This window comes from Paenibacillus sambharensis (genome assembly GCF_003233845.1).
Classification (GTDB): Bacteria; Bacillota; Bacilli; order Paenibacillales; family Paenibacillaceae; genus Paenibacillus_I; species Paenibacillus_I sambharensis.
In genome coordinates this window covers 71,298-91,519 of sequence record NZ_QKRB01000060.1, presented here as the reverse complement: position 1 = coordinate 91,519, position 20,222 = coordinate 71,298, and the positions used below count along the sequence as shown (strand labels likewise).

The window sequence follows — 20,222 nt, the reverse complement described above, 5'->3', positions numbered from 1 at the left end:
ATACTTCCCTCCCTCTATTCTCATAAACACAGCAGACCTCCGCCAACCAGAACCGGCAAAAACTTACTGGAAGTTATTGACGGCTTATCGTCCATCCTTAATAATAAGCCATATAGGTTAATATTCCCATTTACCATTGCGAAGGAGAATCCCCTATGAGCCTGACGATTAGTAAAGCCGAAGAAGCAGGAATGACCGTGGATGGCATCGAGAATGTGGACCGAACAGCAAGACGGCTTGTTGAGGAAGGAATTACCCCGGCTCAGGTTACCTTTGCAGCCAGAAGAGGGATTACCGTTCATCATGCAGCATATGGCACCCTGACGCCTGAACCGGATTCCCCTCCTCTGCAGCTGAACTCCCTGTTCCCGCTGTGCTCCATAACGAAGGTAATAACAGCGGCCAGCATTATGCTGCTGGTCGAGGAAGGCCGGATTGGCCTGAACAGGCCGGTCGTGGATTACATACCCGAGTTCACTGGTGAAGGCAAGCACGAGATCCGTGTTCATCATCTGCTCACACACAACTCCGGCATCCGCCCTGAAGACTTACACCCGCACATCGACAGCAAAAAGGGGGTCGCCGTCATCCCGCCTTGCCCGCCTGGCCAGGATCCTGAAACCCATGAGTTCCTGTCGCTGGCCTACGATGTACCCGCGGCCAGTAAACCGGGCGCCGTCATGTACTACCTCGGCTTCGGATACGAGCTGCTCGGTGAGATCATCCGGCGCGTAACCGGCCAGACGCACGATCAGTTTGCGGCCGAACGCCTGTTCAAGCCGCTCGGTATGAATGATACTTACTACAGCGTGCCGGAGTCCGAATGGCACCGGATTGTGCAGCGTTCGCCTGACGCGCCCTGCGCCGAATGGATTGACGAAGGCCTGATCCGTTCGACATCTGCCTCAGGCGGCATCTATTCAACCGCCCGTGACCTTGCGGTGTTCGCCCAGATGTTCCTGAACAAAGGAATATATGAAGGCGTCCGCATTCTCAGCCCGGTCTCCGTCATCGAGATGACCCGCAACCACATTCCCGGCGTGCCCTCGGAGTACAGAGATGAGGTATTCGCGGAAGCATCATGGGGTTATGGCTGGGCCATTAACGGCAGCAAGCGTGACGGAGGAGACCTGTTCTCGCCCCAAGCCTATAACCATTGGGGAGCGGCCGGTGTCTTCGTCTGTGTGGACCCCGTATACGAAACCGTGCAGGTCTACCTGTCCGTCGAGCTGGATCACCAGAAGCCGTTCAAGAACATCTATGCTGACCTGTTCAACAATGCCGTTCTGGCCGCAATAGCAGAGCTGTAATAGCTGTCCTGGCATCTGCCCCCACCCCCTCACATATATATGTCGTATATGGGAGGGGATGAAGGTGGTGTACATCTATGCAGCGATTGGAGATTCGTTAACCGCCGGGGTTGGCGCGCCTGAAGGGTTTGGATTTGCTCCCCGTTACCGGCACGCTGCCCAGGAGCAGCTGCGGCAGCCGGTTCGACTTGCCACTGTTGGCGTTTCCGGCATGGACTCAACCGGCCTCGCCAGGCTGCTGCGATCCGACCCCGAGCTTCGCATGCTGCTCCGGCACGCCCAGCTCATCTCCGTTACTATCGGAGGCAACGATCTCATTGCTGCCGCCAAGGCTTTTTTGATTGACGAGGACCCTGCGCACTTCGAACGGGCGCTGAAGACCTTTAAGCCTTGCTACGAAAGCATCCTCCGCCAGCTTACCGAAGTAAGGAACGGAAGGGACACCCCCTGTATTGTGCGGACAGCCAATCTGTACAACCCGTTTCCCGGCCAGCCGGTCGCGGTAAGATGGGTTGCAAGATTTAATACTTATATTCAAGAATGTGCCAAGAGCTATAGCAATCTGGCCGTAGCCGATCTGCACCGGCTGGTGTCCGGCAGCGAGAGCCGGTTGCTTGCTCCTGACCGTGTCCACCTGAATGCAAGAGGATATCAGCGGATGGCGGAGCTGTTCGACCGGCTGGGCTACAAGCCCCTTGGATGAAGGTTACGGATATAACATATCTCTCATGTAAAAAAGCCGCTGTCCCGGAATCACGTATCCGGAAACAGCGGCTATTTCTTGTGCAGTACCTTTCGCTAAATATACGGCCTGGAAAGAACCAGCGGCTGATGCGGAGGCACTCCTCCGTCATACCCGTAGCCATAGCCGTAACCGAACCCCGGCAATACAAACAGCGCTGCAACAGCTGCTAATGCAAGGACAACAGCCGCCAGAAAAGCAGATACACGGGCTTTGCCTGCTCTGCGTTTCTTCTTCGAGCGCGAGCCTGCGATAACTGCCTGGTTATACGGGTTTATGGTTACCTGGCCGCCGCCGACACTTGCCACAATGCCGACTATTTTCCGCCCGTCATGCATAACCGCGCATACCGGCATCCCCACATAAGGGCTGACCGTCATCTCATTCAGCGGATGAATCGGATGCATACCGCCACTTCCTTCCCCATCATAATCTTCGTGCTAATGCAGTGTACTGCAGTTCTGCACGGATGGTATGGACGAGTGGAAGCAGCAGCGCCCAAAAAGGGGAAAGTTGGACGAAGGACCAGCGGCAGCCGTACTGTGTGCCCCATTGAACCCATTGCGCTCAAGGAGCGGGCGGCTGCAGTCAACCTGTCAACTGATTAATTCATACCCTGCACGAACACCGCAAGCATCTTGGCCGCTTCAGCACGGGTAGCTTGACCCTTCGGTTTAAACATGCCGCTGCCCTGCCCCTGGATGATTCCTGCCTGCTGCATGGAACGGACACTGTCCGCCGCCCAGCTGCTGATCTTGCTGCTATCCGCAAAGGCGCCTGCTTCCTGGACAGACGGCAGTGAATAGCCGGCCTGTTCGGCGAACCGGGCTAGCATGACCGCCAGCTCCTCGCGTGTAATCCGGCCATCCGGATTAAACCGGCCATCGCCTACACCGTTCACGATGCCGCTCTCTGCGCCCCATGCAATATAGGAAGCATACCAGGCATCAGCGTTCACATCGCGGAACGTGCTTGTGCTGTACTTCGCAAGATCTGCGCCCGACAGCTTGGCAAGCAGAGCCGTCATTTCGGCACGGGTAATGGCATGGCCCGGGGCAAATTTTCCCACGCCTACACCGTTGATAATGCCGCGTGCGGCCAGGTAGGAGATATAATCGGCAGCCCAGCCGGACACGTCCTCGAACGGAACCTTATTATAACCCACCGCATACATGGAGAAATGCTTGACCTTGAATACCATTCTGCCTGCTGCCGCATCGTAGTGCCCATTATGAACAGCGGTCATCTGGCCGTTATCCGCCACATGGTAGGCCACAAGCGCCTGCAGATCCTCTCCGGCAGCAGGTTTGTATGGAATGCTCAGCTGAACGGTGCCGCCGCCAAATTCCGTTACGGCTTGACCGCCAGTTTGCACGGTGAAATCAACAACCGGCCGGCCGGCAACAGCCTGCTGCACGGATTGCGGCAGGGAAGCGTTAGACACGCTGGATAGGGTAAAACTCATGCCGTTCTGCATGCTGCTGCTCTGCATGCTGGACATGCTCTTCTTGTCGAATGTCATCTGAGCGACAGGTGCATCCACACTCACCGTATCCAGATTCAGATCAAACAGAGCAGATGCCGTCTCCTCTTCGAACAGGACCTCATAAGTCGAAGCATCCGGCACTTCTTCTACCGAAAACTCTATCGTTCTTTGGCCTGGATTGCCCTTCAGCAAATCCGCTCCGATAGTAATTTGACCCATCTGGACGATGGCCTCTACCCGGCCCGCATTTCCTCCGCGTCCTGTCAACGGAATAATGACATCCTGCCGTCCATTGGACTGGCGCAGGTACGGCGGCAGGTATTCATGTATGCCCGCAGGGTTCAGATGATACGAGCCCGAATTAATGCCGCCCGGTACGTAGCCGCCTCCGGAGCCTCCCCCTGGTGCTCCGCCTCCGCCACCCGGTATTCCGCCGTTGCCCGGCTGATCAGCCGGATCGTCAGCAGCGATGTTCATCTGATACACAGCTACCGTCCCGCTAACCTCATGAGCCGCCAAAACAAGCGGATAGCCGGTTGGGCTGTCTGCCCCTTTTACAACAGCAAGCCCTTCAGGTGAAACATCGCCGGCAATCGGAGCCGAGTAGTCGCGTGTATTCATGTAATCGAAGAAAACAGCACCGCCCGGATTGGTGATATCGTAGACCATCACGCCGCCGATCCGCTCCAGTCCTACGAATGCATAGTGCCTGCCTCCCTCTGACATAACCTTGATATCCTCAGGCTCAGGACCCTTCTTGCCGCTGCGGTCATCCAGCTTAATATTTTTGTTGGACGTGTTAAAATACTTCGGATACAGCTCAGCAGTCCGCTTCTCAAACTCACTGCCGCTGTCATAGACAAGCTTCATCGTCTCTGCATCCCAGATTGAGAAGGAACGTCCGCCGAGGACATACTGCTTGCCTTCCTCCAGCCCGTCGTGCTCCTCGTTCTTTAGTACCTCAACCTTGCGCCCGTCGATCTCGGCCGTCCGGATGTTCTCGTAATCTCCCCATTCCCTGGCATCCCCTTCGTTCGGGGTCAGGAGATACGTTTTACCGCCAATATTCGCTGCCGCCAGGCCATCCGGCATGTAGACGCCATAGACCGGCTGATTCTTGATATCGATTGTGCCGTCCTTGAGAAGATCCACTTCATTGCCCGGCAGGCTGTGGTCCTTGAAGCCAAGACCCTTCACGCTGGTAAAACGATAGTTCGCCATATCCAGCACCGCGATCGCATTTGCTTCCTGCAGCGATACATACGCCTTGCGGCTTGTGCTGTCCACGGCAATGTATTCCGGCTCCAGATCAACCGACGGTGCGGCACCTTTCTTCAAAATAACCTGATCCGCAACAAGCTGCTCCCGCTGCGCATCAAAGGCATCAAATGTCACGTTAACGGCAACCGCACTCTTCACGCCATGTCTTAAGTTAATAACCGAGACAGATCCCTTCGGATCAACAGTGCCTTCGCCGTAGCCTGCTCTCGGCTCTCCTTCATTAGCAGCCAGGATATACTGCCCGTCTGGCGAGAAGGTGACCATATCCGGCTGGATGCCGGCCCAGATGTGCTGAATCAGGTTTCCGTCATAATCGAGGACCAGGACAGCCCCTGTCTCCCTATAATCCTCAGCCTGTACGGCTACCGCCACAATGTCCCGCTCCGTATTGATGTCCACGCTTGTAATATCACCGAACGTAAAGTCGGGAACCATGCCGCTGACATCGATCCGCTTCTCGAGCTTGTACGTATTGCCGACTTCATTCTTCACATCAGCAAGGCTCACGATATCAATCTTCTTCTCCTGTCCGTTGACCAGATACATCTTCTTGTTGTCCGGATTGTACTTCACGATCTCGGCGACTCCGCCGTCTTCGCTCTGATAGCCGGTTGAGTAGCTTCCCAGGTTGGAAACCTTCTTCGGCTGCACCGTCACACGAAGGCGGCGCTCGGCGTCAATCGCGGCCAAATCCGCCTTGCTCATATAGGAGATCAGTGCCTCATCCAGTGCTGCAAAATTGTTCAGCACCGCAGGTTCAGCCAGCACCGTGTACCCGTCTCCGCCAGCCGCCATGAAATCATTGGTCGCCACCACATAGCTCTCCGTGTCCGACATCTGCTGCCCGTTAACTGTGATAGCCTTTACGCGCCCTTTCTCGACAGGCGTGGAGCCCGACATCACGGTATACTTCTCTACGGTAACTGTCATTCCGGCGACATGAGGGAACGAGCCTGCCCCAAAAGCCATACCCTGCTCAAGCGCTGCCTTGATCTGTGCGCCTGTCAGCGATTTGGTAATAATATAGTTGCCGAACGGCAGCACATCGAGAACCTGCCCTTTCGTAATATCGCCAGCTGGAATCGAATTCCGGATGCCGCCGCCATTGGTTATGGCAATCTGTGCGCCGCTCTCATCCAGCATGGCACTTGTAATCAGCCGTCCGAGATTGGTCTCGCCGCTCCGCACCATCGTCCTCTCGCCTTCCAGCGCGATTGGCGTTGTGCCGATCACCACATCCTTGATAGCAGACTGCCGCTGGATGATGGCGTCATAGACCGCTTTGACAGACGGGTCCTCCGGATACTGCTCCAGCGTCAGCCCGGAAGCGGGAATGCTTCTGGCCTGAAGCTGCTTCTCATGCGTTTCCTTGTTATACGCGACCGTAACGACTCCGGCGTTCTTGAAATATTCGCCCGCGCTGGCGATCAGGACACCGTTCACCCTTTGGCCCTGCGGGTAGTTCGTATGGCTGTGCCCGTCAATAATCAGGTCAATGCCCGGTACATGCTGGGCAATGTCCGTACTCTTGATCGTGCTCGTAGGATCATCTCCCAAGTGCGACAGCGCAATAACGAACTGCGCCCCTTCCGCCTTGAGATTGGCTGCCATCTGCTTGGACAGTTCAATGATCTGCTCATCCGTGCCAAAGTCAATGCCTTCCACATTCTTGGGATTCGTCTTATAAGCAGTCTCAGGCGTAGACAGGCCGAAGATGCCGAACTTGACACCGCCCGCCTCCTGCATGACTGCGCCGTTATAAACCCTGCCGCCATCCTTCATCGCATTAGCGGACAGAACCACTGCACCCGAAAGTTCCTCGAGCTCCAGCAGCCGTTCCCATCCGTAGTTAAAATCATGATTGCCCGCCGAGATCGCCGTGTACCCTACCGCACGCACCAGCTCGGCAATGCTTGCTCCCTGCTCCAGCGTGGCAATTGTCTGTCCGTGGAAAATGTCACCTGCGTCCAGTACGATTTTGCCGTCTGCCTGCTCACTTTCACGGTCAATGAACGTCTTGAACTGGGCAAAGCCAATCTGCCCTGAATCGCGCTTTGCTCTGCTATGTATGTCATTGGTGTGGAAAATCTTGATCACGGCCGTGTCGCCGCCAGGCACTGGTCCCGGAATCTCTGGTGCAATGCCCCATGCTCCGTCAGCCAGACTGCGCGGCCGGTTTGCCGCAATGAAAGCAGCATCCGCCACTCCTGCCTTATACTCCAGCACCTGAAAATCCGCCGCGTTATCGTTCGTATCCTTGAAATCTGCCCGGCGGACGGATTTCTGCTTGGAGATGGAAGCTACCGGGTTACCTTCGCCGCCTTGCTCCTTCACGGCCAGCTGGTCCACTGGAACAGACTCTCTGTTCACCACGCGGATATTATACTGGTCATTGTCTATGTACCGCTCCGGCCATTCCAGATCGTACTGCGCTACCTGGACGGTCACCAGGTCATCCGTTGTCGTCTCGGCCGCCCCGCGGATCAGATAGGAGGTGTACGCAGGGACCGTCCCTTCCAGATTCTTGTATACCGATTCTCCCACCGTGCTTCCAAGATGCTTAGAGCCTGATCGGGAGGATGAGTATTCGACCTTCCAGCCGCTTAAATCAACGGGCTTGTCTGTCGGATTATAAAGCTCAATGAAGCTGTGTGTGACAGGGGTATCACTCTTGCCGCCCCCGCCGTAAACCTGATTAATGATCAAATGGTCAGGATAGCTGCTGCCTTCCGCGTAAGCGGTTGTGTGGTACCCCGCAAGTACCTGAAGCGTTAACAATGCTGCCAAGCCAAGTGAAAGCCATTTTTTTAACCCGCCTGCATGCCACTCTTTCATACCGGTCTCCTTTACGTGCCCATGATTTTACCGCACTGTGTCCTTCGGACAAGCATGGTAGTTACTACTAAAATTAAAAGATTGTGATGTTTTTTACAACCCATATATGCTGCAATCACTTCCCGGACAAAATTTTTCTTTTGTAAAGGATGGAAGCTGCTTCCTATCAGCCTTTTCTTGACTAGAATACAAGCCGCGGGCGGACCTGTGCATATTGTGTAGTATTCAATAAGGAAAGGGGAACTTTATCCACATGCCTAAAGTGTCTGTCATTATGCCGGTGTACAACAATGCACCCTATCTGCAGGAAGCCGTATCCAGCATACTTCACCAAAGCTTCAGAGATTTCGAATTTCTGATCTTCGATGACTGCTCAACTGATGGATCTTCGGAAATTTTGGCCAGCATTAGGGACCCTCGTGTCCGTCTCATTCGCAATCCGTATAACAGAGGACTTATTGCCAATCTCAATGAAGGCCTGAACATGGCTCAAGGGGAGTATATTGTCCGGATGGATGGCGACGATGTCAGCTTACCTGATCGGATAATGCTCCAGGTCCAGTTCATGGACGCCAATCCCGCTGTCGGCATCTGCGGTACAGCGTTTCATGTACTGGGTGAAGCTCAGCCTAAGGTCAATCCGCTAAGTCATGAAGAAATCCAGGCATGGCTGCTGTTCCACTGCTGCCTGCATCACCCGACTGTCATCATGCGCAACAGTATCATGCAGCAGCATTATATCCGCTATGACGCCAACTATCCGCATGCGGAAGACTATGAGCTGTGGAACAGAGTAGCCTCCTATGTGCAGATGGCTAACCTTCCCCAGGTGCTCTTATATTACAGGCGTCACAGTGGACAAGTGTCCAGCCAGCATGTTCACATCCAGAATGACTCGGCTAAACGGGTCCGGATTAGGGAGCTCAACAACCTAGGCCTCTATCCGACTGAGGAAGAGTTCGGCGTCCATATGAGATTCGTCGAGTTCGGCATCAACCCTCACGACCCTGCCAACTACTACCCGGCATGGGCCTGGGCACAGAAGCTGCTGTACCAGAACTCCGTGGGCAACCGGTATAACCAGGAAGCGCTTAACACCGCGCTGTCCCGGTGTATTTCCCAGCTGCCTTATTGAGGCGCAACTAAGGGCGGACCATCTCTGCAGTGTTAGACATTGCCGGGATGGTCCCTGTCTTTATATCTCTGAGGCCTCACAGACCCGCCAGACTACTTTTACAACTTTTGGATCAACTAGATCTTCTATACAAGAGCATGACTAATCATCATGAATTTATAAACGAACTGAAGGAGGTTCTGCTTAGGTTGAAACAGCTCATTGCACTGCTCGCTTTATCACTGGTCGTTATTTCAGGCTGCGCAGAAGAAGAGGAAAAGGTGGTTGAAGGAAAACTGCGTATTATGTATTGGGATAATCACAACTTCGCAAATGATTATGGAACACTGATTGCGAGCCGTTTTCCCGAACTGGATTATGAGGTTGCTGCCATGAATGGAGTTGACGATCTATCGGCATTCATTAACGAAGAGCAGCCCGACATTATTTTTGCACCATCTTATGAAGATTATCTCCAGTTCATAGATCAGAGTTTACTCCTGCCGCTGGATCCGCGTATTCAACCCGGTTCATACGATATAGAGGACATACAGCCGGGAGTCGTTCAAATGCTGCGCAGCAATGAGCACCAGCAGCTGTTCGGTTTATCCCCCGCGTTCTCAAGCCAAGTTCTCTACTACAATAAAGATCTGTTTAAACGTTATGCGATTGAAGAACCAGTCAATCAGATGACATGGGAACAGGTCTTCGCGACGGCGGGTCGCTTCCATACTGCAGATGATGCCGCAGGCTTCTCCGTCAATTATACGAGCTATGATTTAGTAGAAATGATCGGAAACACAGTCGGCCTCCGGGTGATTACAAGCAATGGCGAGCAAATTGGAATCCTCAAAGATACCGAAAAGTGGGTTGATATCCTGGAAGACATCCAAACAGCTGTTCAACAAGGCAGTGTCGCCCTCCCAGGCTCCGCACCGGTCATTACAGAAGAAATGATTGATAAAGAATTGTTTCTTGCCGGAAAATCAGCTATGTCAGTCGGTCGGCCAGACCTCTTATACAGATACATACAATCTGATGCCAATTTCGATCTGGGCATCGTGACGGCACCTGTGGACCCTAACTTTCCGGACTCTACCTACTCTTACCGAATCGATTCCATCTTTGGCATCCATTCAGCATCATCTATGCCCGATGAGGCCTGGGAAGTCATCAAACTGATTACAGGTGATGAAATGGCAGGTATTAAGGCCAAGTACAGTAATCAACTTTCAACGAGAGCAAAGTATCTTACGGAAGTTAACGGTATAGCGCTTAATCCATTCTATGAATTATCCTACGACAACAGAATTTTCAAAAAGCCCAACACCTCCTCAAAGTTTGGAAGAAGCTTCTTTGTGATGATGTCTGAAGAATTGGAGAATTTATTACTAGACAAGCAATCAGCGGAAGTTACCGTTAAGAAAATTAAAGAGCAAGGGGAAGTGTTGCTTGCATTGGAGAAGGATTAGTCAGTCTCTCATTAAACATAAGTCTGTCTCTCATTAAAGACAACGCCGCAGGACCCTCAGATCCCAGGTCTTACGGCGCTCTCCCCTATATTAATCCTATAATGTTCAACTAGAGGGCCAGCCAAATCATATACGCTGTTCCTCGCGCCCGCATACCAGAACATACTCCGGTCCTTCGCCAGCCGGGGTGCCGTCATACCACCCGTATTCTTCCTGAATTACGAAGCCAGCTGAGTGAAGAAGGCTGCGTATATCATCACCATAGAAGTACCGGAGCCGAAGGCTGTCCTTGAACGCTTCCACGGTTCCATCCTGTCTATGTATCTGGTAGTAAAGATCCGTGTACAGCAGCCGCTTCTCCGTGTCGCAGGCCTTCTTGACGGAATGACGGGTCACACGCTCCCCGCTCGCAAGCTGTGATTCATAGTCCAAGTGCTCCTCGGGATCAACCCACCAGTCCCCCATCTGCCGGATGGGCTTGAAGACGTTAATGATGAACTGTCCTCCAGGCTCGAGATGCTCTCTGGCACAAGTGAGACAATTCAGCGCCTGCTCATCGGTCTCCAGTGACTGGAAGCTGCGGAACGGGATGAAGATCAGGTTGAAACGCTCCTCCAACGAAAAATCGGTCATATCTCCCTGCACCATATGGAGACGGCTGCGTACCTCAGCAGGCTGCTCAGCCGCCTTGGCGGCCATCACCTCCAGCATAGCTGGCGAATAGTCGAGCCCCCAGACCTCCGCTCCAGCTTCGGCAAGCGGAATCGTGACTCTGCCTGTACCGCACGCCAGCTCCAGCACCTTGCCCCCAAGCTTCCTTGCACGTTCCACATAGAAGGGAATGTCCGCCGTGAATACCGCACGGTTATCGGCATCGTACAACCCGGCCGTATTTAGATATAAGTTCTCCATTCTGTCACCTCCCCGGATTTGCAAGAATAATAACTGGAATGGAAGAGCCTGTCCATCTCGCAAACTAAGCCCTCTGCTCCGATTTCCAAGTAAAGAACTAAAGACGAAGAGAGTTTTTGCTAAAAGGACTGAGCCATGGAACTGTAAAGCTGCTGTGATTAAACTAGTTTCCGCTCGGCGGAAACTTCGATTACTTGTACCCGGAATGGGAAGTTCGGGATTATCGGATGGGTATCAATATCTGGGCTTGGCGTTTTTGATTACAGATCGCATGCCGGAGATTTGGATACGCTACGCTTTAATGCAGGCAGGTCTTTACGGAACTGAGAAGCGTTATTCACTGAATTAGAGTCAATTTTGAATGGTTACGGAACTCAGAGGCTTTAATGTCCCCCTATCATTAAAAATCCCCTCGAAATGGATCGAATAGCAGCGCTGAGTTCCGTTACCCGCTGAGGCGAACCCTATTCACTAAAATAAGGGCACTGAGTTCTGTTAGATTTAAATTATGCCAAACCGGAAGAAGTCTGTGCGCGGATTGCTTTAGTAGCCCCCGCTAATGGTTCATCCCACCATTCCTCGGTCTCCCCACAGGAACACATTGTGCAAAATCGGCCTTTACACCGAAGTGGAACCACATTTCATCTCATGGCATTCTTCGCATACCATCAGCTTAAACCCGTTCCGCGGATCACCCCACTTACGGAACTTCTCCACTTCCCTCAAAAAAATTTATACTTCCCTTTATGTGTACAAAAAAGCCGCGAGACCGATGATCCCAGTCTCACGGCTTCCTTTTACTAGAATAACCGCCTTCTCCTCCTGCTCCCTACACGCTCGCCGTCTCTCTGCCCGCCGTACGCCGCTTGCGCAGCGCGTCCATCTCGACGCAGGCCAGCACGAAGGCGCCGACGCCGTGCAGGTCATTCTCGCAGCGCGGCCGCTTGATGTAATGCTCGTAGTCGCCCACGCCTGTGCCGATGCAGATCTCCGGCATGATGAACCGGCCGTTGTCGTCACGGCGCATCGCCTCCAGCAGCCCCTTGAAGCCACGCTCCGCCGCCTCAGCAAACTGATCGCCGCCAATACCGAGCCCCTCCGCCTTCGCCAGCGCGAAGATATATAATGCCGAGCAGGAGGTCTCCAGCCAGTTGTCCGGGCGGTCTCCCTTGTCGATGACCTGGTACCACATGCCGGTCTTCTGGTCCTGATGCTTCAGCAGCGAGGTCAGCAGGTCCCTCTCCACCTCAATTAGAGCATCGCGTCCCTCGTAGCCTTCGGGTATGATTGTGAGAAAATCAGCCAACGCGAAGCCGTACCAGCCCATCGCCCGGCCCCAAACTTCCGGCGCACGGCCAGTCTCGGGGTCAGACCACGGCGTGCGCCGGCTCTCATCCCAGGCATGGTAATAGAGTCCTGTCGCTTCATCACGCGTATGGCTGCGCATCAGGCGCTCCTGCTCCAGCACCATATCGTACAGATCCGGCTCGCCATAATGCCAGCCGTAGCGGACCGCGAACGCACCGCCCATATAGAGGCCGTCCAGCCACATCTGATACGGATATTTATCCTTGTGCCAGTAGCCGCCCTCGCTCGTCTTGTTCAAGGTATCGAACAGATGGCGAAGCTTATCGGCTGCTTTCTTATAGCGGTCATCGCCCGTCTTCTTGTGCAGCGTGAAGAGCAGAACCCCCGCCTGTATCGCGTCCAGCTCCTCGCGGTCAAACAGGAAGTTGCCGTGCTCATCCACCAGATGGTCTACATAGCCCTTGATATAATCGAACAGCTCAGCTTCGCCCGTCTCCTCCCAGAGCCGGAGCATCCCGTACAGGAACACGCCCTGATGATAATGCCACCGGCCCTCCGGCGGAAGCTGTGCCGGCGTGTAGGTCTCCATGATCGACCGGCAGGCATCCTTTGCCCACTGCAGCGGCTGCTGTGCATGGCTTGCTTCTGTCATCATTGATATCCTCTCCTTCCGATTATGACAGGCCAAGGCTGCAGCCCGGTCTTACCAGGCCGCAGCCCCGCTTCCTGCTTCTTACACCTGCTTGTGTATTCCATATTCTTCTAGGCATTGCCCGGGAAATCCTTCAGCTGTCTCTGCAGCTTCCTACCAGCAGTACCTTTACCACGCTATCCCTTCAGGCCACTGGTGCTGATACCTTCCACAATATAGCGCTGGAACATGAAGAAGATAATGAATACCGGCAGAATGCTGACCGTCGACATGGCGAACAGGGCGCTCCAGTTCGTGATCGAGTCAGGGTCCGAGAACATCTTCAGCCCCAGGGATACCGGATACAGCTGCGGCTGGTTCAGGTACAGCAGCGGACCCATGAAGTCGTCCCAGCGCCAGTAGAACGAGAAGATGGCGCTTGTCATCATCGCCGGCACGATCAGCGGCATAATGATGCGGGAGAAGATCATGAACTTGCTGCAGCCGTCAATCTTGGCCGCTTCATCGATCTCATGCGGGATGGTCCGGATGAACTGCATAATCAGGAAGATGAAGAACGGCGTACCGAAGAACGTCGGCAGAATCAGCGGCCAGTACGTGTTCACCCAGCCGAACCAGTTAAACATGATGTACTGCGGCACCATGATAATCTCGTACGGCAGCATCATCGTAATCATCATGCAGACGAACCAGATCTGCTTGCCGCTGAACTTGATTCGTGCGAAGCCGTAAGCGATCAAGGTGGAGGACAGCACGCTGCCTATCGTCGACAGGATCGTAATGATGAACGAGTTCTTGAAGAACGTTGTAAAGGTGATGCCGCCAAAGCCTTTCCAGCCCTCGACATAGCTGTCGAAGTTAAGCTTATTGGGCACGAGTGAGTGCGCCGTCGTAAAGATTGTTGAGTTGTCCTTGAACGAGCTGACCGTCATCCAGAGCAGCGGATACAGCATCACGAATGTCAATACAATAAGCAGAAGCTGCTGGGCGATCAGCTGCCATGTTTTGCGTTTGATAGCCATATTACTTGTCTCCTTCCGATTCGTAGTGAACCCAGTAGGAGGAGCTCTTGAAGATGAGCGCCGTGAAGATGCCGATGACCAGCAGCAGCATCCAGGCCATTGCCGAAGCGTAGCCCATATCGAAGAACGTGAATGCGCGCTGGAACATGTACAGGACATACAGCAGCGTGGAGTTCAGCGGGCGTCCGTCACCGAAAATAATATAGCTCGGCGTAAACGCCATGAAGCCCTGGATCAGCTGCATAATGACGTTGAACAGGATGATCGGCGTAAGCAGCGGAATGGTAATCTTGATGAACCGGTGCCATGCATTGGCGCCGTCCACCTGGGCCGCCTCATAGTACGAGTTCGGGATATTCTTAAGCCCCGCCAGGAAAATAAGCATCGAGGAGCCGAACTGCCACCCGTACAGCAGGATCAAGGTCCAGATGGCGTAAGCCGGATCGCCCAGCCAGGAGACCGTCGGAATGCCGAGCTGCGCAAGAATCGAGTTAAGCGCCCCCTCGTTGCCGAAGAGCTGCCGCCACATCACGGAGATGGCGACGCTGCCGCCGATGACCGAAGGCAGGTAAAGCAGGGTACGGTACAGACCTTTCATAACCATAACCTTGGCCAGCAGCAGCGCTACGGCAAGCGCAAAGATCAGCCGGAACGGCACCGCTGTCAATACATAGAAGAACGTAACCTTGACGGACTGCAGGAACTTGTTGTCGTCGGTCAGCATCCGCTGATAGTTCTCCAGCCCGATCCAGTTCGCCTGTCCGAGCATGTCATAATCGGTGAAGGAGAGATACAGCGACATCGCGACCGGGAACACGGTCAAGGCGATGAAGCCGACCAGGAAGGGCAGAATGAACAGGTAACCGGTCAGGTTGTCGGTATCCTTGGTCTTCTTCCTGGTGCGCTTCACGCCGGGCAGGTCGACCGGAAGCGCTTCGCTTGTCAATTGCTTCGCCATGCTATTACCACACTTTCCTTATAAATTTCCGCGCGGCCCCTGAAGACAGAAGCCGGACCTGGCCTCCGGGTATGCGGAACGTCCAGGTCCGGCTGTAAGACAGGAGGACTTACTGTGCTCTCTTGATTGTGCTTTCCGCACGCTCGCGGAATTCCTTGGCAGCCTCAGCAGGCGTCAGCTGTTTGTACATAACCTGCTCATTGACTTCCTTCAGCGCAGCCAGCACCTCAGAGGAGCCCGGCGGGAAGTTGCTGTCGATCGGGGAGCTGTGCTCGCCGAGCATGTCGATATATTCGAAGATCATCTTGTTCGTCTCATCCAGATCAGCTGCCAGCGCATCGCGAACCTCGCTGTTAACCGGCACGCCGCGCTCGCCGTTCATGATCTTGTTCGCTTCCACGTCGTTGATGAAGAAGTCGATGAATTTAGCTGCTTCCTCCTGCTGCTTCGATTTCTTACTGATCGAGAAGAACATCGCCGGCTTCAGATACATTCCCTTCGCAGTATCAGGGCCCGGGAGCGGCGCCAGCTTGAGCGGGCGTCCGGCAGCCTTGGTCAGAGCCACAACCTGGTTGGACCAGCGGAAGTCGAACGGCGCCTTGCCGTGCACGATCAGCTGATCTTCAATCGCTTCATGCTGCATAATGACATCAAGCTTCGGATACGTACCCTTCTCCTGCTCATCAAGTGTCATCTGGAAATAATCAATTAACAGCTGGTCATCGTAGCCAAGGCCTGTTGCATCTTCATTGAACAGCTGCTGGCCGTTCTGACGCGCATAATATTCAAAGATATTACCCGTCTCAAGACCCTGCGTGCCGTATTCGCCAGTCTTCTCGTGGACAGCTGCAGCCGCAGCTTTCCAGTCATCCCAGGTCCAGTTCATATCCGGCACCTTAGCGCCTGCATCCTTCAGCATCTGCTCGTCATAGATAACCGTCAGCGCGTTCATGCCAAGCGGAATACCGAGCAGCTTGCCGTTCGCCTGACCGGATTCCATCAGACCTTCATTGATCTTGCTGACGTCGATCGTACCCGATTCGACGAATGGCTGCAGGTCAGCCAGCACATCCTTGCCGGCATACTGCGTCATATATTCACCGAAGTTCATCTGCAGCACATCCGGCATGTTATTGCCGGCTACCATGGCCGCGAGCTTTTCCCAATAGCCGTCAAAACCAGTGAACTCGGTCTCAATCTTCACATTCGGGTTCTTCTCCTGATACAGCTTAATGACTTCCATCGTCAGGTCATGACGGGTTTGCGAGCCCCACCACATCAGACGCAGCGTTACATCTCCGCCTTCACCGCCACTGCCGCTGTCAACCGTATTCGTCGTCGTATTGCCGCCTGTGCCTTGATTCGCCGGTTCATTGCCGCCGCTGCTGCAGGCAGCTAGTGCGAAGGTGAGAGTAATCGTCATGATGAGTGTCCACAGCGTTGATCTTTTGTACATACGCGTATGACCTCCCTAAGGGTTTAATCTGGCTTATACCGTTATGATAGCGCATACATTAAATCCGTTAAATCGAATAACCCGCTTCATTTCGTTTAAAAATCCGACCTCAGCTTCCCCCCTTCACGCCAATGCTGCAGCAGCCGTTCAAAAATCCGCTGTTCGTGTAATTTTCCGGTATGATGCTCGCATACTCCCCTTTCCTTAAGCCCTCATTCCTGCCTCCGCTTGTACTCGGATGGCGTTAAGCCCGTCACCTTCTTGAATACCTGGCTGAAATACTGCGGATTATTCGGGAAGCCGACCTTCGCGGCAATATCAATGATTTTGACCCGCTCGGCCGCATCAATCAGGCGCTTCGCTTCCTCAATCCGCATCTGGATCACGTAGTTGGAGAACTTCTCCCCCGTCTCCTTGCGGAAGAGCTTGCCAAGATAATCGACATTTAAATACACAATCTCCTGCGACAGCTTCGACAGGGACAGCGACTCATCGTGAAGATGGTCATGCACATAGCGGATGACCTGCTCAATAACCCGGCACTGCGACTGCATATTGGTATCATAGTACCGCTTCGTGATTTCGCCGGCCGCCCGCAGCAGCACTTCCTCCGCCTGCTCCAGTGTGCCGAGCGCCTCGATCTGCAGCAGATCTGGCTCCATGATCAGCGGACCGGCCGCCTGCCCGCTCTCCGCCTGGCGCAGCAGGATCAGATGCAGCTCCAGCACATAGGATTTGATGAAGCCGACCGGCATTTTCGACGATTTGAGCCTGGTGAACACGGTCTTGATCATATGCTGCACCTGCTCCCTGTTACCGCTTCGGACAGCTAACGCGAAGGCATCCCGGTCCAGCACGGCATCCAGATCATTGTCCGCCCCTTCCTCTAGCAGGTCCTCTTCGTCATGATGAATATCCTCCGGCGTAATGATGCTGCCCTCCCCGACATAAAACCGGTGCGACAGGCATTCCCGCGTCTCCTTGTACAGCCTGCGCAGGCGCGGAATCGTGCCCGGACTGCTGACCGCAACGGTCAGCTCCATCCGGAAATAGCGCTTATACATCGCCTTGATCGCAGCCAGCACCTCCAGCCACTGTTCCTGCGTCCCCTTCTCCACCAGCAGCACGAGGCGGTCGCCAATTGTCGTGTTAAGCAGGATCGTCAGTCCGCGCTCCTTCACCAGCTCATCCGAGATATTATGCAGGGCGAAGAGATGCTCGAAATCATAATCCTTGCCGTCCAGGTCAAACAGCAGCAGCCTCACCTGCAGGCCGGTGATGTCGAGTCCCAGCAGATGGCCGTAATAATCCCATTCCTTCTGCCCGTATGTCTTGTTCGTCATGCATTCCTTCAGGAACTGCGCCTGAATCTGCGGCAGGACGCGGGTTAGGCTCTCGCGGGTGCTGGCAAGGAATGCTTCCTTGCTCGCCCGCTCATTCAGCTCGGCCACGGCCTCGCCCAGCACCTGCATAATCTGCTGCTCGCTGCAGGGCTTAAGCAGGTAATGCCGCACGCCAAATTTCATCGCCGTCTGCGCTGACGAGAATTCCTCATGACCTGACAAAATAATGAACACAATGCCGGGATACTTGTCCTTCGCCCAGGCGATCAGCTCGATTCCTGTCATCTCGGGCATCCGGATGTCTGTAATAACGATATCCGGCGGATTGTGCTCAATCATCTGCTGCGCTTCCCTGCCGTCCACCGCTTTGCCGGCAAGCCGTGTCCCGTGCTTATCCCATTCGACAACACTTGCTATCCCTTCAAGAATGATCCGTTCATCGTCCACCAGCAGTACGTTATACATGCTCACCCTCCAGACTGTATGGAATCCGGATGCGGACCGTCGTCCCTTCCCCCGGTGTGCTCTCAACCGTTACCCCGTAAGCCGGGCCGAAGAGCAGGCTGATCCGGTCACGGATATTGGCAAGCCCAATTCCCGTGCCCTTGGACACCACCTTGCCTTCCGCAATAGCCCCCAGCGTCTCCTCATCAATGCCCGGCCCGTTGTCCCGGATGATAATCTCGATATGCTCCTCTTCCGCGAGGAAGGTCAGGTCGATCGTGCAGACACCCGACATCGCTTCCAGGCCATGCTGAATCGTATTCTCCACCACCGGCTGGATCGTCAGCTTCGGGATGTAGTATTCCGTGAGCAGCGGATCGTCGGAGCACCGGAACACCAGCCGCTCGCCGAAGCGCATCTGCTGAATCGTAATGTAGTGATGCAGGATGCGCATTTCCTCTTCGATCGTGATCAGCGGCTCCTTCTTCCCTATGATACTCCGCAGCAGACTGCCAAGCGCCTGAACCATCGTGGAGATGTCCTGCTGCTTGTTCACCTTGGCCATCCAGTTGATGGACTCCAGCGTGTTATACAGAAAATGTGGGTTGATCTGCGCCTGCAGCGCCTTATACTCCGATTCATTGATGGCCAGCTGCTTGGCGTAATTTTCACGGATCAGTTCATTAATCGTCTCCAGCATCAAGCGAAAATGCCTATGCAGCTGCCCGGTCTCATCCGCATTCAGATTATTGTCCTGGAACAGCTCCGCCGGGTCGATATGCCCCTTCTGCACGAGCTTCATCTTATCCGTCAGCCGCTCCAGCGGCCTGGATATCGTACGGCCCGCCAATCGGCCCAGGTAGATCGCGACGAGGAACAGCAGGCCATACAGCCCGAGCAGGCCGTACTTGATCATCTTGGACTGGTTAAAGATACTGCCGTACGGCAGGATATTATAATAGGTAAAATTCTGATACTTGGAGGTCAGATGCGTGATGAAATACGCCTGCCCGTCCAGCGTCCCGATTCGGTAGCCCTGCCGCTCCGTAAGCGGCTGCCCGAGCAGCGCATCCGTCTTCTCCGGGTTGGTCGACAGCAGATGCTGGCCCGCGTATTCGATCATGAACATCCGGTCACCCGTTAAGTCCAGTGTCGTATCGACCAGCCGGTTCATATCCAGGTACAGGATCAGCGTGCCCAGATGCTCCAGCGACAGGTCCTGCATCTGCCGGACCTCCCGCGCAGCCAGCAGGACGTTCGGCTCGGATGACGGCACCCAGACGACTGAGCCGCCCGCTTCACGCGCCAGCCGCACAGCCTCCGAAGTATCGATCCGGTAGCGCGAGGTCACCGACATCTGCAGCTCGCCGCCGAGCGCATCATTCATCTGCACGGAAGCGACCGGCCGCTCCTGCCGCGACTGGTCCAGCAGCCGCTCCATCAGCACATCCTTCGTCTTAAAGCGCTCGTATGCGTTCTGATCCCGCTTGCTCTCAATCAGGTAGCGCTGGACCGTCTTGTCCGAGATCATCCGGAAGGTCAGGTCCTCGATCCGCCGCAGCTGATTATCAATCGAGCCGGAGGACAGGTTCAGCACCTGTGCCGATTCCGAATAGATCCGGTCTTCATAGATGACAGTCGCCACCTGCACCGCAATGATGCTGACACCCGAGACGACGATCATAATCATCAGCGTGAAGAGGAAGATTTTGTTCTTGATCAGCTGGTTGCCAAAGTACGTCCTTATATTCAAGCGGCGAGCCTCCTTTGTGCCGGGATGTTCAGCTTACAGATAGCAGGCATAACGATTCCATTCACCAGCGTACGGCAGACTGGACTGAACAGTAGAATGAATACTGAGGGTGCAAGGCGGATTCAGCTAGGACA

The 20,222-nt window shown here is 54.3% G+C and carries 13 protein-coding genes and 1 pseudogene; 4 read left to right on the top strand and 10 right to left on the bottom strand.

The annotated features are described in order from the left end of the window. Positions 1–155: 155 nt before the first annotated feature. Positions 156–1,310, top strand: coding sequence for a serine hydrolase domain-containing protein (locus DNH61_RS25055; protein ID WP_111149696.1), 1,155 nt, complete (start codon positions 156–158; stop codon positions 1,308–1,310). A gap of 64 nt (positions 1,311–1,374) precedes the next feature. Beyond that, positions 1,375–2,013: an SGNH/GDSL hydrolase family protein gene (locus tag DNH61_RS25050; protein WP_181438871.1), complete on the top strand. Its 639-nt coding sequence runs from the start codon at positions 1,375–1,377 to the stop codon at positions 2,011–2,013. Positions 2,014–2,108: 95 nt separating this feature from the next. On the opposite strand, the gene DNH61_RS25045 is transcribed toward DNH61_RS25050, so the two are convergent. Beyond that, positions 2,109–2,459, bottom strand: coding sequence for a hypothetical protein (locus tag DNH61_RS25045; RefSeq protein WP_111149694.1), 351 nt, complete (start codon positions 2,457–2,459; stop codon positions 2,109–2,111). Positions 2,460–2,656: 197 nt separating this feature from the next. Further along, positions 2,657–7,654 carry a choice-of-anchor I family protein gene (locus tag DNH61_RS25035; protein WP_111149692.1) on the bottom strand — a complete coding sequence of 1,666 codons (4,998 nt, stop codon included), beginning with the start codon at positions 7,652–7,654 and terminating at the stop codon, positions 2,657–2,659. A gap of 253 nt (positions 7,655–7,907) precedes the next feature. Here DNH61_RS25035 and DNH61_RS25030 point away from each other — a divergent pair, with 253 nt between their 5' ends. Then, positions 7,908–8,789 (top strand): glycosyltransferase family 2 protein, encoded by an 882-nt coding sequence (locus tag DNH61_RS25030; protein ID WP_111149691.1) that lies wholly within the window; start codon positions 7,908–7,910, stop codon positions 8,787–8,789. Between the two features lie 188 nt (positions 8,790–8,977). After that, positions 8,978–10,240, top strand: coding sequence for an ABC transporter substrate-binding protein (locus tag DNH61_RS25025; protein ID WP_181438870.1), 1,263 nt, complete (start codon positions 8,978–8,980; stop codon positions 10,238–10,240). A 126-nt stretch (positions 10,241–10,366) separates the two neighbouring features. On the opposite strand, the gene DNH61_RS25020 is transcribed toward DNH61_RS25025, so the two are convergent. From DNH61_RS25020 to DNH61_RS24985, 8 genes and pseudogenes are all read right to left on the bottom strand, one after another. Next, on the bottom strand, positions 10,367–11,152 hold the full coding sequence (locus DNH61_RS25020) for a class I SAM-dependent methyltransferase (RefSeq protein WP_111149689.1): 786 nt from the start codon (positions 11,150–11,152) through the stop codon (positions 10,367–10,369). A 572-nt stretch (positions 11,153–11,724) separates the two neighbouring features. Further along, positions 11,725–11,878: pseudogene (locus DNH61_RS27285) on the bottom strand (transposase zinc-binding domain-containing protein); the annotation flags it as partial. 103 nt (positions 11,879–11,981) lie between these two features. Further along, a complete protein-coding gene (locus DNH61_RS25010; protein ID WP_111149760.1) occupies positions 11,982–13,112 on the bottom strand; it encodes a glycoside hydrolase family 88/105 protein in 1,131 nt (376 codons plus the stop codon). Positions 13,113–13,288: 176 nt separating this feature from the next. Beyond that, positions 13,289–14,134, bottom strand: coding sequence for a carbohydrate ABC transporter permease (locus tag DNH61_RS25005; protein ID WP_111149688.1), 846 nt, complete (start codon positions 14,132–14,134; stop codon positions 13,289–13,291). Between the two features lies 1 nt (position 14,135). Then, positions 14,136–15,092, bottom strand: coding sequence for a carbohydrate ABC transporter permease (locus DNH61_RS25000; RefSeq protein WP_111149687.1), 957 nt, complete (start codon positions 15,090–15,092; stop codon positions 14,136–14,138). Between the two features lie 109 nt (positions 15,093–15,201). Further along, the gene (locus DNH61_RS24995; RefSeq protein ID WP_111149686.1) at positions 15,202–16,548 is read right to left on the bottom strand and encodes an ABC transporter substrate-binding protein; all 1,347 of its coding nucleotides are present in this window, start codon (positions 16,546–16,548) and stop codon (positions 15,202–15,204) included. A 212-nt stretch (positions 16,549–16,760) separates the two neighbouring features. Then, positions 16,761–18,356 carry a response regulator gene (locus DNH61_RS24990; protein WP_111149685.1) on the bottom strand — a complete coding sequence of 532 codons (1,596 nt, stop codon included), beginning with the start codon at positions 18,354–18,356 and terminating at the stop codon, positions 16,761–16,763. Next, positions 18,349–20,088 carry a sensor histidine kinase gene (locus DNH61_RS24985; RefSeq protein ID WP_111149684.1) on the bottom strand — a complete coding sequence of 580 codons (1,740 nt, stop codon included), beginning with the start codon at positions 20,086–20,088 and terminating at the stop codon, positions 18,349–18,351. The genes DNH61_RS24990 and DNH61_RS24985 overlap by 8 nt, the downstream gene beginning before the upstream one ends. Positions 20,089–20,222: the final 134 nt, after the last annotated feature.

Excerpts from the sequence above, each read along its gene's own strand:
- DNH61_RS25005 (WP_111149688.1), bottom strand. The coding sequence starts at position 14,134 with ATGGCTATCAAACGCAAAACATGGCAGCTGATCGCCCAGCAGCTTCTG.
- DNH61_RS25020 (WP_111149689.1), bottom strand. The coding sequence starts at position 11,152 with ATGGAGAACTTATATCTAAATACGGCCGGGTTGTACGATGCCGATAAC.
- DNH61_RS25000 (WP_111149687.1), bottom strand. The coding sequence starts at position 15,092 with ATGGCGAAGCAATTGACAAGCGAAGCGCTTCCGGTCGACCTGCCCGGC.
- DNH61_RS25045 (WP_111149694.1), bottom strand. The coding sequence starts at position 2,459 with ATGCATCCGATTCATCCGCTGAATGAGATGACGGTCAGCCCTTATGTG.
- DNH61_RS25035 (WP_111149692.1), bottom strand. The coding sequence starts at position 7,654 with ATGAAAGAGTGGCATGCAGGCGGGTTAAAAAAATGGCTTTCACTTGGC.
- DNH61_RS25010 (WP_111149760.1), bottom strand. The coding sequence starts at position 13,112 with ATGACAGAAGCAAGCCATGCACAGCAGCCGCTGCAGTGGGCAAAGGAT.
- DNH61_RS25030 (WP_111149691.1), top strand. The coding sequence starts at position 7,908 with ATGCCTAAAGTGTCTGTCATTATGCCGGTGTACAACAATGCACCCTAT.
- DNH61_RS24990 (WP_111149685.1), bottom strand. The coding sequence starts at position 18,356 with ATGTATAACGTACTGCTGGTGGACGATGAACGGATCATTCTTGAAGGG.
- DNH61_RS24995 (WP_111149686.1), bottom strand. The coding sequence starts at position 16,548 with ATGTACAAAAGATCAACGCTGTGGACACTCATCATGACGATTACTCTC.
- DNH61_RS25055 (WP_111149696.1), top strand. The coding sequence starts at position 156 with ATGAGCCTGACGATTAGTAAAGCCGAAGAAGCAGGAATGACCGTGGAT.